The organism is uncultured Abiotrophia sp., from assembly GCF_963520105.1.
GTDB lineage: Bacteria > Bacillota > Bacilli > Lactobacillales > Aerococcaceae > Abiotrophia.
Genome location: NZ_CAUQPN010000002.1, coordinates 94,343 through 110,472 on the forward strand (window position 1 = coordinate 94,343; position 16,130 = coordinate 110,472).

The window sequence follows — 16,130 nt, forward strand, 5'->3', positions numbered from 1 at the left end:
TGGTATACTAAGATGGAATATAGCGATGATTCCACAAAGAAAGAGGCGATGATATGGCAGACACACTCGAACTAGTCATTATTACAGGGATGAGCGGCGCCGGTAAGACGGTTGCGGTCCAAAGTTTTGAAGATTTAGGCTATTTCTGTATCGATAATATGCCCCCAACCCTGCTCCCGACCTTTTGGGAACTGGTCAAGGAATCGGGCAAAATCAGCCGGATTGCGCTTGTCATCGACTTGCGGAGCCGGGACTTCTTTAAGGAAGTCGACAGCCTGATTGCAACTTTAGATAATACTCAGTTAGTGACAACCCGCATTATTTTCTTAGATTCTAGCGATTCGGTCTTAGTATCTCGCTATAAGGAGACCCGCCGGAATCACCCACTGGCCCCAGATGGCCGGGTATCTGAAGGGATTGCCAAGGAACGTGAGTTGCTCATGGACTTGCGCACCCGCGCCCAAATTATCATTGATACTTCCGATATTTCTCCACGTCAGTTGCGTGAGCGCCTGATTAAGGACTTCGCCACTAAGGATTATCAGACCTTCCATGTGGAAGTCATGTCCTTTGGCTTCAAGTACGGGGTGCCGATTGATGCCGATATTATCTGGGATGTGCGCTTCCTACCTAACCCGCACTATATTCCGGAATTGCGCCCGCAGACTGGGATGGATGCGCCGGTTTATGACTATGTCATGAAGCAACCCGAAACCCAGGCCTTCTACAGCAAGCTCATTGATGTCATTGAGTTCTGCCTACCAGGTTACAAGAAGGAAGGCAAATCCAGTGTGACCATCGCCATTGGTTGTACCGGCGGTAAACACCGGTCTGTGGCCATTGCTGAGCGAATTGCCAACCACCTTAAGACAGATAATTATGCGGTTAATATTTCCCACCGTGATTATAAGAAGAAGAAAGAGACCGTGAACCGGTCATGAGCGAGACCAAATCGCACCGCTATAAGGTAGCAGTCATCGGTGGTGGGACCGGATTGCCTGTTATCTTGCGGGGACTCAAACGAATTGACGCCGACATTACAGCCGTTGTAACCGTGGCGGATGATGGTGGTAGCTCAGGCGCCATTCGCGACTATATTGATGTCGTCCCTCCGGGCGATATTCGTAACTGTATGGTGGCCTTATCCGATGCCGACGAGCTACTACTGGACGTCTTCCAGTATCGTTTTAACACGGATGATGACTTCTTGGCCGGCCACGCCATCGGTAACTTACTGATTGCCGCCTTGAAAGAAATGCGAGGCTCCTTGACCGAGTCCTTAGATATTCTGTCCAACTATATGAAGGTTCAAGGCCAAATTCTGCCGGCAGCGACCGAGCCCTTGGTCTTACACGCCCTCTTCGAGGACGGGACCATCGCGGTCGGCGAGTCTAAGATTGCCCGTCATCGTAAGAAGATTCAACAAGTCTTAGTGACCACCATGCAAGGGGAGCCAGCCATTCAGGCGACACCCCATGTCGTGGAAGCTATTGAACAGGCAGATTTGATTGTTCTGGGGCCAGGTAGCCTCTATTCCAGCATCCTGCCTAATCTTATGATTGAAGAAATCGGCCAGGCCATCAAACGGACCCAGGCTGAAGTCGTCTATATTTGTAACATCATGACCCAGTTGGGTGAGACCGAGCAATTCTCGGATGCTGACCATGTCCGGGTCTTGCATGAACATTTGGGCCAGGCCTTTATCGACACGGTCCTCGTGAACATTGCCGAGGTGCCTCAGGATTACATTGACAATCAGCCTAATGAAGAGTACCTACTTCAAGTCCGCCATGACTTTGAAGGCATGCGTAAATTGGGTTGCCGCGTCATTTCCAATAGCTTCCTCAGCATGAAAAATGGCGGTGCCTACCATGACACCGAATTAGTGGTGGAAGAACTCCGCCATCTCATGGAAACGATTAAGCTTAACCGTCGCCTCAAACATCAGGCGGCACAAGTCTAAGGTAAGCTAAGTCCAAGCAGAAAGGAGGGTTCTCATGACCTTCGCATCAGAAGTTAAGAAGGAATGTACCCTCTTAGAGGTCCACAAGGAACACGCTAAGGCGGAGCTTGCGGCCCTGATTCGGATGAATGGGGCAGTCAGCCTCTACCAACAGAAGTTTATTCTCAATGTTCAGAGCGAAAATGCGGCCATTGCCCGCCGACTCTACAGCCTACTCAAGCAGTTCTATCACACTGAGAGTGAGCTCATGGTCAGACGCAAGATGAAGCTTAAGAAGAATAATGTCTATATCGTCCGTTGCCGCCAGAATGTGCGGGATATCTTGGAGGACTTAGGCATCTTCGACGGGCTCATGATTAACCACCATATCGCGCCTGACATTATGAATAATGAACAGAAGGAGCGCTCCTATTTGCGGGGTGCCTTCCTAGCAGCTGGTTCCGTCAACAATCCGGAGAATAGTCGCTATCACTTGGAAATCTATTCCAACTACGAGGAGCACAATGAGGACATCTGCAAGATGATGAATCATTTCCACCTCAATGCTCGGACCATCGTCCGGCGCAACGGCTATATTACCTACCTTAAGGAAGCTGAGAAAATTGCCGAGTTTCTGGCCATTATCGGTGCCAACCGGGCTATGTTGCGCTTCGAAGATATTCGCATTGTTCGTGACATGCGTAACTCCGTTAACCGTCTGGTCAACTGTGAGACGGCCAACCTCAACAAGCAAATCGATGCCTCGCAACGGCAGATTGAAGCCATTCGTTACCTAGCCGACACGCGGGGGCTGGATAGCCTACCTGATAAGTTGCGGATTATGGCGGAATTCCGTCTAGATCACCCCGACCTCAGTTTGGGTGAGTTAGGCCAATTAATTCCAGGTGGTCCTATTTCCAAGTCGGGTGTCAACCATCGTCTCCGCAAGTTAGTGGAACTAGCGGAAAGTCATGCTTTATAGCAATCTACCCCTATCCTAGCGATAGGGGCTTTTCTTTTGCGGACTAGCTGAGACTAGTCTATTTTTATATATAAAATCCTATATATGCCCTTTGCAAGGCAAGTCCGCTAAATCTACGCTAGTTTGTAAGCAACATAATATTTCAACTTTTTATCTCCAAAACCAGTAAAAAACCGAGTCCCAAAGCCTATATATCTATGAAAGGCAAATTATTTTCTGGAGGAATACCTATGAATCAATTGTTGCTTGTTGGACGTTTGACTCGTCCTGTTGAAGACCGCCAAGTGGGCGACCATCGGGTGGTCAATAATTGCCTAGCCGTCTCCCGCCGCCATCGCGACCGCAATGGTGAGCTGCAGACCGACTTCATTCCCATTGTGGCCTGGGACTATCTAGCCGACTTACTAGTTAAATACGCCCAAAAAGGCCACCGCATCGGGGTGGTAGGGCGAATGGAATCCCGCCACTACACCAATAATCAAGACCAAAAAGTCTACATCCTGGAATGCCATGTCCAAGATATTACCCTACTTGAGAGTAAGAATGGCAGTGCCGGCAAGGCGAGTGGCCAGAATCATAGCACACCTAAGGGCCAGGAAGACTACGACGCTATTCGGCGCCAGTATGAAGTGCCCAGCCAAGAACAATTGGATATGCGCCAGCTAACGGGTTTTAAGGCTTAAGACCTCAGATTACGCCAGTCTTTATGACAATTTTGCGACTAGGTAAGCTCTACCATTACATTTGCTAACTTTTGGTATATAATAGGAGTGAAACCAAGAGTTAGGAGGTCGTCGAATGAACGTATTAATGATTGAAGATAACGAATCTGTCTGCGAAATGATGTCCATGTTTTTCGAGAAGGAGCAATTCCAAGGCCACTTCTACCATGATGGATTAGAAGGGTACAACGCCTATGCGGAGTCTCCAAGTAAGTGGGACATTGTCTTGCTAGACATTAACTTGCCGTCTATGGATGGCATCACCATTTGCCGGAATATCCGCAAAATTTCTAAGGAAACACCGATTATTATGCTGACTGCTCAAGATTCAGAGAGTGACCAAGTTATTGGCTTGGAAATGGGGGCTGACGATTACGTCACCAAGCCTTTTAGCCCCTTGACCTTGATGGCTCGCATGAAGGCCCTCTACCGTCGTAGTCAAATTCCTGGTAGTGACCACAGTCAAACTCAGGAAGAAGAAGGCTTCGATGTAGTGACCAAGAGCGTCAAGATCAATACCGTAACGCGGGAAGCCTACTATAATAACCAGTTGATTGAGAACTTGACGCCTAAGGAGTTTGATTTGTTGCTGACCTTTGTGCGCTCGCCTAAGCGGGTCTTCAACCGTGAGCAGTTGCTTAAGCAGCTTTGGGAAGATCCTTTCTATGGCGACGAGCGGACCGTCGATGCCCATATTAAGAAATTACGGCAGAAGATTGAAGTGATTGGGCCGCAAATTATTCAGACTGTCTGGGGTGTCGGCTACAAGTACGAAGATCCAGGTGATCATTAATGCGATTTAGATTTCTCTGGCAATTAATTGCCGGATTTCTGCTGGTCATGCTGGTGACCTTGGCCCTATCGGCCTCACGGATTAGTAACTATATGAATCAGCAAATCCACAGTGAAGTCGAGACGCGCCTATTGAATTACGGTAGCAACATTGTCAGCAATAACTTTTCCCGTGAGGATATTAAGAAAGTAGACCAACTACTGGCTTCGGACAATATCTCTATTCAGGTCTACCTTGCCAATGGGAGCATCATCTACCCAACCTACCGCCAGGAGTACCGGGCTAATCTGACAGATAGTGAGTTGCGGGCCATTCGCCAAGGGCAGAACCTGCCTTTGCGTGTGACCTATCGCCCAGACCAAGGGAAAATCACGCGTCTGGCCACCGTCTATTTGCCGCTCAACCGCCAGGCTAGCGACAGTGCCCAATTTCCGGCCGGTTTTATCAGCCTGAGCGAGCCGATTGAGAACCTGGAGACTCGTCAGCAAGAAGTCTACAACAATATTATCTTCTCCTTCGGGATTGCAACCGCCATTGGTTTGGGGATCAGTGTGGCCTATGCCCTCTTCCAGACTCGCAAGATTCGGCGCTTGCAACAAGCCACTCGCCAGATTACGGCGGGCAACTATGATGTTCAGCTTAATATTAGTAATAAGAGCCGAGACGAGTTCGGTGACTTGGCCCATGATTTCCAAGTCATGACGGATTCCTTGGCAAAATCTCGCGAAGAGATTAAGCGCCAAGAAACCTTAAGACGCCAATTTATGATGGATGCGGCCCACGAGATGCGGACGCCGCTGACTACCATGAGTGGGGTCATCGAAGGGCTCCAGTATGATATTTTCCCTGAGCCCCAGCGCAAACGTAGCCTAGAATTGCTGGCCACCGAGACCCAACGGCTCATTCGTCTAGTTAACGAGAACCTGGACTACGAGAAAATTCGGACCAACCAGATTAGCCTTAACAAGCAGACGCTCAAGGCCTATGATTTGCTTTGCCAGATTCGGACCCAGCTAACCGCTAAGGCCCAAGAAAAGGGCGACCGCATAGTACTGGATGCGCCTGAGGATCTTCTGATTTACGGGGACCGAGACCGGTTGGTTCAGATTATCATTAACCTAGTGACCAATGCCATCCAGTTCTCAGAGAATAGTGATATCACCCTCTGGGGGCGCCAAGACGGAGGCTTTACCGAGCTCCGCATTATGGACCAGGGGATTGGGATTGATGCCAAGCAGATTGAAGATATCTGGGAGCGATTCTACAAGGTAGACATTTCCCGTAAGAATACCAAGTTCGGTGAATCCGGGATTGGTTTAGCAGTCGTTAAGTCCCTAGTCGAAGCCCACGGCGGCACCATTCGGGTCGAAAGTGAGCTAGGTCAGGGTTCGACCTTCAATATTCGCCTACCGCTAGAAGCAGCGGAATCCGGAGAACAGGCCCAAGAGCCAGCTCCAAACAAAGTCAAGAAAAATCTGGGGAGCTTCCTGATTGGTAACAAAAAGGCTAAGTCAGAAGACAAGTAAGTTCCCTACAGAAAGGAAGTCTGTTGTGACTAAGACCATCGTCTATCTGGCCCACCCTGATGTGGCCGGCTCTAGTAGCCAACAATTTTTACAACAATCAGGTTTGGCCCTGACTGAGGTCAGCTATGTCGATTTGCAGGCGGAATATGAGGCCAATGGCCAGAACTTCGATGCCAGCGTGGAATTGGCACGTCTGACTCGCTATGACCGGGTGATTTTCCAGTTCCAACTCTACTGGTACCAGGCGCCAGCCATCCTCAAAATCTGGCTGGATAGCGTCTTCGATATGTCCAAGGCCATGCAGGCCGCCATGCCTCGCCTCGCTCAGATGGAAATGGGCTTGGTGGTCATTGCAGGCGTTAAGGCTAGCCGCTATCAAGTCGGGGGCCGGGAAGGCTTTAGCCTGTCTTCGCTCTTGTCGCCTTATTATGCCTGGGCCAAGCATTTTGGTTTAGCGCCCTTGGCTTATTTTCCGGTTCATCAGTTCCACTATCTGACCGAGCCCCAGAAGAAGCAGCTGCTAGTTCACTACTCCTGCTACCTTGAGACGGGTAAGGTGGATGACTTCGATGCCTTGCAGACCTTTGTCTTGGATCGACTAGCCGACTTGGACATGTCCCTGTCGCTTGAAAGCCAAGCAGTCTATGACCAGTTCCGTGAGGACTTGAGTCAAAATCGAGATGAAATCCAGGAGCTGCAGGCCCTGAATAAGGAGGGTTAGCTTCTTATGAATCCCTATCAAGACTATATCCAGGACTGGCAGGAACAGGCTTCTGACTATCCCAGTCAAGCCTTGCTGCAAGTCGCTAGCGACCTCTACCAACAACAAGAAGACCGTCTGCGCCAGCTAGAAGGCCAATTAGACGGTAGCATGTGGAGTCCTAAGGACTGGCAAAATTAAGTTAAGCCCTAGCCCCGCCCCTTGACCAGAAGGAGGCGGGGCTTTTGCTATTCTCCTAAGCGTCAGGCGACCGAGTGCTGACCTGATCACAAGTTGTCACTCCTGACCTGAGAACCTTTCCCCAAGACTTGCGACAGGGGGGCTTTTGGTGGTATGATGGACTGTGGCACAAAATGCAATGAAGGAGACAGACAACATGACACAAGAAATCACGACCCAGGTAAGATTTTGGGGAGGACTTGATACCATAGGTGGTAATATTGTCAGTCTAGAAGCGGGTAACTACCGTATTCTGACAGATTTTGGCGCCTTATTTGGAGCGAGCTTGGATGAATTGAAGCAAGTCGACTTGACCTCAAGCCTGCTAGAAAAGGGGCACCTGCCGGCCATTGACGGCCTCTACACCCGCCAACAACTAGGCGCAAGTGACCTAGCAAGCTATGAGGAGACCGATATTAAGACCATCGTCTGCCTATCACACCTCCATCTAGACCATATTGGGGGCTTCGGTCAGTTGCCTGAGGACCTAGCCATCTATGCGCTAGAAGACAGTGTTTCCTTCTACAAACGTCTAGCAAGCGACGGCTTGTTGCCTGACTTCAAGGTTAATTGGCAAGCCGTTCAATCAGAGGCACCTTTCCAATTTGGACCTTTCACTATTGAGTTTGTGGTCAGCGACCATGACACCATTGGGGCAGCTAGCATCTTCATCACCGGGCCAGACCTTAAGGTGGTTAACTCTGGTGACTTCCGTTTAACTGGTTTCCATCCAGAACGCGTCTTACACTGGGCGCAAAAAGCCCGGGCCTTCCAGCCTGACCTCTTCTTAGTTGAAGGGACGACCTTCAGCTTTGAACCAGGATCACGCGATGATCGGATGCAACTGCCAGAGGACTTGGCTGCTCGCGTAGCCTCAATTTCAGCAGGCAACGAAGCCAAGTTCCTCAAGGACTTTACCCAAGTGGTTGAGCAAGCTGGCAATCAGTTAGTGGCGCTTAACGTCTATCCACAAAATATTGAACGTCTAGTCTATATGGCGCAAGCGCTCAATCGTGCAGGACGGACTCTGGTCTTAGAGCCTAACTACTACCGTCTCTTGCGGCCTTACATGGCGCCAGAGGCAGCCTTGGCAACCATCAACTGGGATGGCGACAGCAAGCTGCCAGCTCAAGATGTCTTGACCTGGGACCAAGTGCAGGCAGCACCAGCGCAATACGCCGTTCAAGTTGATTATGAGCAACACCATGACTATATCTTCAGCCTATCGGAAGGTATCTACATCCACTCCAACGGGGTGCCGTTAGGTGCCTATGATGCGCGTTACCAACCTTGGTTGGAAGGCATCGTCAAAGCAGGCTGGCAATTCTATCATGGCCATGTGTCTGGCCACGCTTCTACTCAAGACCTCTGCTTGGTCAACTATGTGGTAGGTGCTAAGCTGGTTGTGCCATGGCACAGCTTTAAGCCAGAACGTTATGCGGAAGCCTTAGTCGATTTAGGGCTGACCCCATGGTTACCAAGTCTAGAGACGACTTACTCTGCTGAACAGATTAAGAGCCTAGCTGACTAAAAAAGCTTTTATTAGAATAGCATGAAAAACGCAAAAATTGAGGGAAATATGATGCGATTTATGCTATAATTTACGCTAGAGCTGTAAGCTCCCTAGCACTTATTAAGACTGATAAAAATGAGGAGAATCAACGTGCAAGTTAGATTTGAAGACGTGACCATGCAGTTCGAACAGAAGACTGTTTTGGACCGGATTAATTTTACATTGCCTAGCCAGCAACTTATTTCCTTCTTAGGACCTTCTGGCTGTGGTAAATCTACAACATTATACTTAATTTCAGGGTTACTGAACGCAACATCAGGTAAGATTTTCTTCGACGATAAAGATGTAACTAAATTAGACCCAGTTAAGCGTCGGGTAGGCTTAGTCTTCCAATCCTATGCCCTCTATCCACACTTGACGGTCTTGGAAAACATCATGTTCCCGCTCAAAATGGAAAAAATGCCAAAAGCTGAGCGCCGCGAACGTGCCATCGAAATGGCAAAATTAACGCAAATTCAAGACCAGTTAGATAAGTACCCACGCCAGTTGTCAGGGGGACAACAGCAACGGGTGGCCATCAGCCGGGCTATGGCTAAATCACCTTCCATCCTACTTATGGACGAGCCTTTATCTAACTTAGATGCTCGCCTCCGGATTGAGATGCGTGAAGAAATTCGCCGTATCCAACAAGAGACAGGGGTTACCACTGTCTTCGTTACCCACGACCAAGAAGAAGCTTTGTCTATCGCGGACAGTGTCATGGTCTTGGAAAAAGGCGAGATTCAACAAGTAGCGGACCCAGTCAGCCTCTACCAAACACCTAGCAACCTCTTCGTGGCTCGCTTCATCGGGTCACCAATCATCAACACCTTTGCTAAGGGCTCTGCAGCCCTTAACCCTAACAGTGCCTTCTCAGAATTGAACTGGGCAACTATCGGAGTCCGTTCCGAGCACTTCCGTCCTGGGACAGCCGATAACTACTTAGTCCGCGGGAAAGTAGTCCGTGTGGAAGCAGTAGGTAAGGATATTACCGTTCACTTGGAATGGGAAGGCGAACGCTTCGTCGTTTCCAACTTAGACGGCGATTTAGAAGTAGGCCAAGAAGTTTACTTGCAAGTGCCTGCTGAACGCCTACTCTTCTTCCAAGAAGACCAACGTCGCATTCTGTCAGAAAGCGAGCGTGAGGGCTAGATGAACCGCAAACCTACTCTCAAGAGTAGCCTCCAGGCCCTACTCTATTTAGCGCCGGCCTTGGTGTTCATGACAACCTTCACCATTATTCCGATTATCCGCTCCTTCATGATGAGTTTCTATGAAAACTACAAGTTGCGGAATATTACTAAGAACAAGCCAGTGGTCTGGTCTCTGGATAACTTCCAGAAGATTCTGGCGGATCCTAAGTTCTACCTAGCGCTACAAAATACGGCAACCTACGTTTTCTGGGTGGTACTCTGTTCCATCACAATTTCCGTAACGGTTGCGGTCTTACTCAATCAGATTCCAGTCCTCAAAGGCCTCTTCCGAACCGCCTACTTCTTGCCATTCGTTACCTCAACGGTGGCCATCTCCGTGGTCTGGTCTTGGCTCTATCACTCAGAGTACGGGCTACTCAACTACCTCTTAGGTTTAGTAGGGATTGACCGTATCAACTGGCTTAATGATCCTAAGACAGCCATGACGGCCGTCATTATCATGGCCATCTGGAAGAGCCTGGGCTTCAATATCCTGCTGACCCTGGTCGGCTTGGGTAACATCAACGAGACCTACTACAAGGCAGCTCAAGTTGATGGGGCCAACGCCTGGAAGAGATTCACCAATATTACCTTACCGCTCTTACGACCAACCCTCTTCCTCTTGTCAACAGTCGGCATCATCAACGGCTTCAAGGTCTTCGATGAAGTCTTCGCCCTCTTCAATGGGCGTCCTGGACCAGGTGGTTCAGCCATGACCGTTGTCTACTATCTCTTCGATCAGTTCTATGTTCAATTTAACTACGGGATGGCAGCTGCGACCGGGATTATCCTCTTCGCCATTGTCCTCGTTATTACCGTCTTCCAGAACATAGGCAACAAATACTTCGAGAAGCGGGGAGGTTAAGACATGGCACGCACAAAACGCATTCAAACAATTCTGCTCTATGTCATCTTGACCTTGGGCGCGCTGGTCATGATTCTGCCATTCTACTGGATGGTGGCGACCAGTCTGAAGTCAGGGTCCGAAGCAATCTCCGTACCGCCAACTTGGCTACCACGGAACTGGCTCTTCTCTAACTATGGCCAAGCCCTGGAGAAAGCCCCATTCGGCCGCTACTTCCTTAACTCGGTCTTTGTTACAACTGTGACGACCGCCGGGGAACTCTTCACCTCAATCCTAGCAGCTTATGCCTTCGCTAAGCTCAAATTCTGGGGTAAAGACATCCTCTTCTTACTCTTATTGGCAACCATGATGGTGCCAGGGGAATTGATGACCATTCCAAACTTCGTGACCTTGTCAAGTTGGAAATTAGTCAACACCTACTGGGCCTTGATTATTCCTTGGTTCGCCTCTGTCTTCTCGGTTTTCACCTTGAAGCAAAACATTCAGACGATTCCAGACGAGCTCTACTATGCTGCCAAGACGGATGGCGCCAGCGACTGGCAATTCCTCTGGGAAATGGTTGTGCCACTGTCTAAATCATCCATTATCGCCGTGATGATTCTCAAGGTCATCGGTTCATGGAACTCCTTCCTCTGGCCAATGATCGTCACCAACTCGGCACCTGACTTACGGACTTTACCTGTTGGACTCCAAGCCTTTACCACTGAAGCCGGCACCCAATTCGAACTCTTGATGGCGGCGTCGACCCTGGTAATCTTGCCAATGGTGATTATTTACTTATTGTTGCAGAAATACATTATTCAAGGTATTTCGCGTTCAGGCTTGAAGGGCTAGCCCCTCAATGCTTTCCCATTAACTATTTGGAGGTAACATCTAGTGAAAAAAATCAAAGTGCTTTTCGCATTATTACTCACAGTAGTCTTAGCATTCAGTGCTTACGCACCATCTGCTCAGGCTGCTGAAAAGGTTAAAGTAACTTTCTGGCATGCAATGAACGGTCCTCATGCTGAGGAATTAACCAAACTCGTTAAGGCCTTCAACGAATCTCAAGACAAGTATGAAGTTGAAGAAACTAGCCAAGGGAACTACAAAGCCCTACAACAAGGGGTGATGGCTGCGGCTGCCTCTGGCGACCTACCAACCATGACTCAATTAACTGCATCTAGCTTCTCTGGCTTCAAGTCAGAAGGCCTCTTAGCTCCATTAGATGAATTCTTAACTGCTGACAATGGCTTCACTGAAGAACTTAAGAAGGACATCTACCCAGGTTTCTTAAAAGGCGTAACCGTTGAAGACAAGATCTACGCATTACCATTTTCTAAATCTGTACGTCTCATGTTCGTTAACCAAGACATGCTCAAACAAGCAGGTAAAGAAGTACCTAAGACTTGGGCTGAAGTCAAAGAATTAGCAGCTGCCCTCAAAGAAAAAGGCGTTGATAAGCCAGCCTTAGGTTTGGAAAATGGTCTGTCTATCGAAGTGGAAACCATGGCTCGCCAAAACGGCGCAACTTGGGTTTCTGACGACTTGAAGACAGTTGACCTCACTTCTGACAAAGCCATCGAACCTATCCAATTCATCAAAGACATGGTCAAAGACGGTTCAGCACGTTTGGCCGGTGAAGACAAGTACATGTCAGGTCCATTCGCAGCTGGCGGTTCTGCAATCTACATTGGCTCATCTGCGGGCTTACCTTACGTAGTCAAGGGTGTGCAAGAATCAGGTATCAACATTACCACTGCGCCAGTTCCAACTTTCGGTCAAGGCAAGCAAATGACCCTCTTAGCAGGGAACGACTTAGGGGTCTTCGAAGATGCTTCTGATGAAGAAAAAGCAGGGGCTGTAGCCTTCATGTCCTTCCTCCTCAAGGCGGAGAACACTGCAACTTGGGCATCTAAGACTGGTTACCTACCAATCACTAAGTCTGGGACTAACTCAGAAATCTGGACTAACTATGTCAAAGAAAACCCACTTGTTAAGGCAGCATCTGACGAATTAGAGTACGGCTTTACGGCTCCAATCTATGAAGGTTCTGCTAAAGTCTTCGCTGACTCAGAATTAGCCTTGGAAAACATCGTCGTTAACGATGCGGACATCAAGACTGAAATGAAGAAGTTAGAAGATCTAATCAAGGGCTACTTACACCTATAATCAGCCTGATCAATACAATAAGTAAATAAGTCAAACGAGAGACTGGGACTAACTTCCTAGTCTCTTTTTTATGTGTTACTGGCAGTATCATCCCAGGTAGAGATTTGCATATTATAATAGTAGAAAGAAATGATGGCAGCATCTTCCATCAATGGCCTAGGGCCAGCTAGTGGGTTTGCGGGATTAGGTAGCTTGCTAGTAATAGGAATCGTCTTATATTGCTTCATATATGCTAGAACTGGTCGCCGGTCCCAAGCAACTTTTTTAGTGGTCTATGTAAGTCAGATACTAGATGGCACAGACTATGAAAACCGCTAGTAATAGGCGTTGGCTTGCTTAGCATGTCATAAAAAAAAAGACATGACGTGACATTGTTAACAATATGCGAATGATTCTGAAAATATCGCAATTTCCTCTATACAAATGAATCTCGGTTTGATAGAATATACTTGGTACTAAATGCCATAAAAACATCCTAAAAAAGCATTGTCTTCCCTTGAGTAAGTAGCGTCTAGAGGGAGGGTGTGATTTAGGGGATAGGAGTGATAAATTGAATAAACGTAAGCTACATAATCTTCTGATTGTCTTACTGATGGTTCTACAAGTCTTTGTTAGCCCACTTTCTGCTTTTGCGCAAGATGCGGCAACACCAGTAGCACCAGCGGCAACAGAAGCAGTCCAACCGGCAACAGAGAACGGGGAGGAAAAACAGGAGGCGCCTGCCAAAGAAACTGAACCAGCTGCAACAGCTGATCCAGAGGCAGAGCCAGAACAACATTTCCCACAAGCACAAGTTCAACCAGCTCAATATGAGTTGACTACTGGCTTTACCATTAACACTAACCCGGTTAAAAATGACGCTAAATACGGGGAAGGTAAATTCTATATTGCCCCAAGTTACAAAATTCCAAACAGCGTAACCTTGAAGAATGGCGACACCATTGTTTATACAGTGCCAAGTACCTTCAAAGTTGAGCAAACTGGCCCAACTAACATTACCGCTGGGGGCGAAGTTGTAGGGACTTTGGTAACAGATCCAGCTACCAATACTGCAACTATCACTATCACTAACGAAGCTTATTACGCAAAACTCAACGAAGACAAGAGAATTGCTGTCCAATTCACGGCAGTTTGGGCGGATAGCGTGCCAAAAAATGTTCCACAAACCTTTGAAATGCCAGGTGCTGGGACTTACACCTTGACACGTATCGTTGTCGATGAAGACCCAACTGGTTACACCAAGTGGGGGGTACAAAACAAAGACAACCCAGAATTGGTTGACTGGCGTATTCGTATTAACCGCTACGCTAAACCAGGCGTAACTAATGCGGTTATCAAAGACACTATCCCTGAAGGCCAAGAATTTGTTGGCCCAATGACTGGTTACTACTTCAGTGACTGGGAAAATGGGACTCGGGTAGACTCCTTTGACGGGACTACGATTACAAATGAAGATGACAACCACTTCACAGTTATCCCTAACAAGGGTGGTAGCTTAGATGGCCGTGGTCTCTTCTTAATCTACCAAACTCGTGTCACTGAACCGGTTGACCCAGTAACTAAACGTGTTAAAAACCATGTAAATTTCTCTTCTGATACAGATAAGCAAGATTTCGACGGTTTCGCACCATTGACAACTACCGATGGTATCGGTACTGGTGCTCGTTCTGACGAAGTAATCTTCCAAGTTAACAAGAAATTGGAAGGTCGTGCTCTGAAAGCTGAAGAATTCGAGTTCGAATTAGTAAACTCAGCAGACAACTCAGTAGTTGCAAAAGCTAAGAACGACGAAAACGGTCTTGTTAAATTCAAGAAAGTTAAGTTCAAGAATGCAGGTGACTTCACCTACAAGATTCGCGAAGTAAAAGGCACTTTGGCAGGTGTCACTTATGACCAAAACCCAATCACAGCAACTGTTAAGGTAGTTAACAATGCAGGTGCTAAGACTGCCACAGTTACTTATGACCGTGAAGCCTTCACTAACACTTATAAAGCAGCATCTGCAAGCCTAGTAGTGAAAGCTACTAAGACATTGACTGGCGGCACTTTAGCAGCTGATCAATTCACCTTCGAATTAGTAGACAAAGCTACTGGTTCAGTAGTTCAAACCGCTAAGAACAAAGCAGATGGTACTGTTGAGTTTCCAGCAGTAAGCTTCGATGCAGCAGGCAACTACACTTACACTATTCGTGAGAAGAATGAAGGCGCAGCAGGCTACACTTATGACGCAACCGAATTTGATGTAGCAGTAGCAGTTACAGACAACGGTAAAGGTCAATTAGAAGCAAAAGCAACTTACGCTAAAGAAGCAGCTTTCTCTAACACTTATAAAGCAGCAGCAGCAAGCGTTGTAGTGAAAGCAAGCAAGACATTGGCAGGTGCTAATTTAGCAGCTGATCAATTCACTTTCGAATTAGTAGACCAAAACGGTAAAGTTGTTGGCACTGCTAAGAACAAGGCAGACGGTTCTGTTGAATTCGAAGCTGTAAGCTTCGATGCAGCGGGTGACTACAAGTTCAAGATTCGTGAGAAGAATGAAGGCGCAGCAGGCTACACTTATGACTCAACCGAATTCGATGTAGCAGTAGCAGTTACAGACAATGGTAAAGGTCAATTAGAAGCAAAAGCAACTTACGCTAAAGAAGCAGCCTTCTCTAACACTTACAAGGCAGCTCCAACTAGCGTTGTTGTAGATGCAACTTCAGTCCTCAAAAAAGGCGACAAAGATCAGCCAATCAAAGCAGGTGATTTCACTATTGAATTACTTGATAAAGATGGCAAAGTCATCAGCGAACTTAAGACTGATGAAAAAGGTCATGTAGCCTTCCCAGCATTGACATACGATGCGCCAGGTACTTACACTTACACTCTTCGTCAGAAGAAAGGTGATAAGTCAGAGATCACTTACGATGAAAAGACTTACCCAGTAACGGTAGAAGTTACTGACAACGGTCAAGGTCAATTAGTAGTTTCTAAGAAAGAAAATGCAAGTGGCGTGGTCTTCGTTAACACCCTTGCAGATAACACTTCAGCTCATGACCCAGGCAAGCCAGGAGAGAAGAAAGAAGAGAAGAAATTACCAAAAACTGGTGAATCTAGCTCATTCTTACTAATCGGCTTAGGTTTTGTATTGGTAATCGCAGCAGTAGTTGTGTTGTTTACTCGCAAGAATGCTAGAAACTAATCAAACCACTGATGTGAAATAGATGAAATATGCGATCGAGATTTCTCGGTCGCATATTTTTGTGCAGAAAATCAGGAGTAACGTTCGCCTTTTATCCCCTTATGTCTAGGCAATTCTTTTAGTTTGATGTCCAAACAATCATGCAAAATATGTATTTAAATAATATATCGGAGGATATCATATGATTTACAAAAAACCATGTGAATTTTGCGCAATTAGATTGACTTTCGCCTATAAATCTAGTTAAATAGACAATGGACAAATATTGAAAGGAATTACC

Annotated in this window: 14 protein-coding genes; all 14 read left to right on the forward strand. The window is 47.3% G+C overall.

Features of this window, described 5'->3' with window-relative positions; translation table 11 throughout:
- Positions 1-53: 53 nt before the first annotated feature.
- Positions 54-941: an RNase adapter RapZ gene (gene rapZ, locus RWO08_RS03610; RefSeq protein ID WP_314211251.1), complete on the forward strand. Its 888-nt coding sequence runs from the start codon at positions 54-56 to the stop codon at positions 939-941.
- Complete coding sequence (yvcK, locus tag RWO08_RS03615) at positions 938-1,963, forward strand: YvcK family protein (RefSeq protein ID WP_291428854.1); 1,026 nt, start codon at positions 938-940, stop codon at positions 1,961-1,963. The genes rapZ and yvcK overlap by 4 nt, the downstream gene beginning before the upstream one ends.
- A gap of 34 nt (positions 1,964-1,997) precedes the next feature.
- Entirely contained in the window at positions 1,998-2,924 is a 927-nt protein-coding gene (whiA, locus tag RWO08_RS03620) for a DNA-binding protein WhiA (protein ID WP_268442500.1), read from the forward strand.
- A 230-nt stretch (positions 2,925-3,154) separates the two neighbouring features.
- A complete protein-coding gene (locus tag RWO08_RS03625; RefSeq protein ID WP_314211252.1) occupies positions 3,155-3,607 on the forward strand; it encodes a single-stranded DNA-binding protein in 453 nt (150 codons plus the stop codon).
- A gap of 115 nt (positions 3,608-3,722) precedes the next feature.
- Positions 3,723-4,439, forward strand: a complete 717-nt coding sequence (locus RWO08_RS03630; protein WP_268442498.1) for a response regulator transcription factor — start codon at positions 3,723-3,725, stop codon at positions 4,437-4,439.
- Positions 4,439-5,965, forward strand: a complete 1,527-nt coding sequence (locus RWO08_RS03635) for a HAMP domain-containing sensor histidine kinase (RefSeq protein WP_314211253.1) — start codon at positions 4,439-4,441, stop codon at positions 5,963-5,965. Before RWO08_RS03630 ends, RWO08_RS03635 begins: the two co-directional genes overlap by 1 nt.
- 25 nt (positions 5,966-5,990) lie before the next feature.
- Positions 5,991-6,686, forward strand: coding sequence for an NAD(P)H-dependent oxidoreductase (locus RWO08_RS03640; RefSeq protein WP_314211254.1), 696 nt, complete (start codon positions 5,991-5,993; stop codon positions 6,684-6,686).
- Positions 6,687-6,692: 6 nt separating this feature from the next.
- Positions 6,693-6,866, forward strand: a complete 174-nt coding sequence (locus RWO08_RS03645) for a hypothetical protein (RefSeq protein ID WP_311467779.1) — start codon at positions 6,693-6,695, stop codon at positions 6,864-6,866.
- A gap of 196 nt (positions 6,867-7,062) precedes the next feature.
- Positions 7,063-8,436, forward strand: coding sequence for an MBL fold metallo-hydrolase (locus RWO08_RS03650; RefSeq protein WP_311467777.1), 1,374 nt, complete (start codon positions 7,063-7,065; stop codon positions 8,434-8,436).
- A gap of 132 nt (positions 8,437-8,568) precedes the next feature.
- On the forward strand, positions 8,569-9,609 hold the full coding sequence (locus RWO08_RS03655) for an ABC transporter ATP-binding protein (RefSeq protein WP_291454487.1): 1,041 nt from the start codon (positions 8,569-8,571) through the stop codon (positions 9,607-9,609).
- Positions 9,610-10,515, forward strand: a complete 906-nt coding sequence (locus RWO08_RS03660) for a carbohydrate ABC transporter permease (protein ID WP_070756395.1) — start codon at positions 9,610-9,612, stop codon at positions 10,513-10,515.
- Between the two features lie 3 nt (positions 10,516-10,518).
- A complete protein-coding gene (locus RWO08_RS03665) occupies positions 10,519-11,349 on the forward strand; it encodes a carbohydrate ABC transporter permease (protein ID WP_070756394.1) in 831 nt (276 codons plus the stop codon).
- A 42-nt stretch (positions 11,350-11,391) separates the two neighbouring features.
- On the forward strand, positions 11,392-12,666 hold the full coding sequence (locus RWO08_RS03670; protein WP_314211255.1) for an ABC transporter substrate-binding protein: 1,275 nt from the start codon (positions 11,392-11,394) through the stop codon (positions 12,664-12,666).
- 550 nt (positions 12,667-13,216) lie between these two features.
- Positions 13,217-15,850 (forward strand): Spy0128 family protein, encoded by a 2,634-nt coding sequence (locus RWO08_RS03675; protein WP_314211256.1) that lies wholly within the window; start codon positions 13,217-13,219, stop codon positions 15,848-15,850.
- The last annotated feature ends 280 nt before the right edge of the window (positions 15,851-16,130 follow it).

Bases quoted from the DNA above. Each gene is read 5' to 3' on its own strand.
- RWO08_RS03630 (WP_268442498.1), top strand. From the start codon at position 3,723: ATGAACGTATTAATGATTGAAGATAACGAATCTGTCTGCGAAATGATG.
- RWO08_RS03665 (WP_070756394.1), top strand. From the start codon at position 10,519: ATGGCACGCACAAAACGCATTCAAACAATTCTGCTCTATGTCATCTTG.
- RWO08_RS03625 (WP_314211252.1), top strand. From the start codon at position 3,155: ATGAATCAATTGTTGCTTGTTGGACGTTTGACTCGTCCTGTTGAAGAC.
- rapZ (WP_314211251.1), top strand. From the start codon at position 54: ATGGCAGACACACTCGAACTAGTCATTATTACAGGGATGAGCGGCGCC.
- RWO08_RS03660 (WP_070756395.1), top strand. From the start codon at position 9,610: ATGAACCGCAAACCTACTCTCAAGAGTAGCCTCCAGGCCCTACTCTAT.
- yvcK (WP_291428854.1), top strand. From the start codon at position 938: ATGAGCGAGACCAAATCGCACCGCTATAAGGTAGCAGTCATCGGTGGT.
- RWO08_RS03650 (WP_311467777.1), top strand. From the start codon at position 7,063: ATGACACAAGAAATCACGACCCAGGTAAGATTTTGGGGAGGACTTGAT.
- RWO08_RS03635 (WP_314211253.1), top strand. From the start codon at position 4,439: ATGCGATTTAGATTTCTCTGGCAATTAATTGCCGGATTTCTGCTGGTC.
- RWO08_RS03645 (WP_311467779.1), top strand. From the start codon at position 6,693: ATGAATCCCTATCAAGACTATATCCAGGACTGGCAGGAACAGGCTTCT.
- whiA (WP_268442500.1), top strand. From the start codon at position 1,998: ATGACCTTCGCATCAGAAGTTAAGAAGGAATGTACCCTCTTAGAGGTC.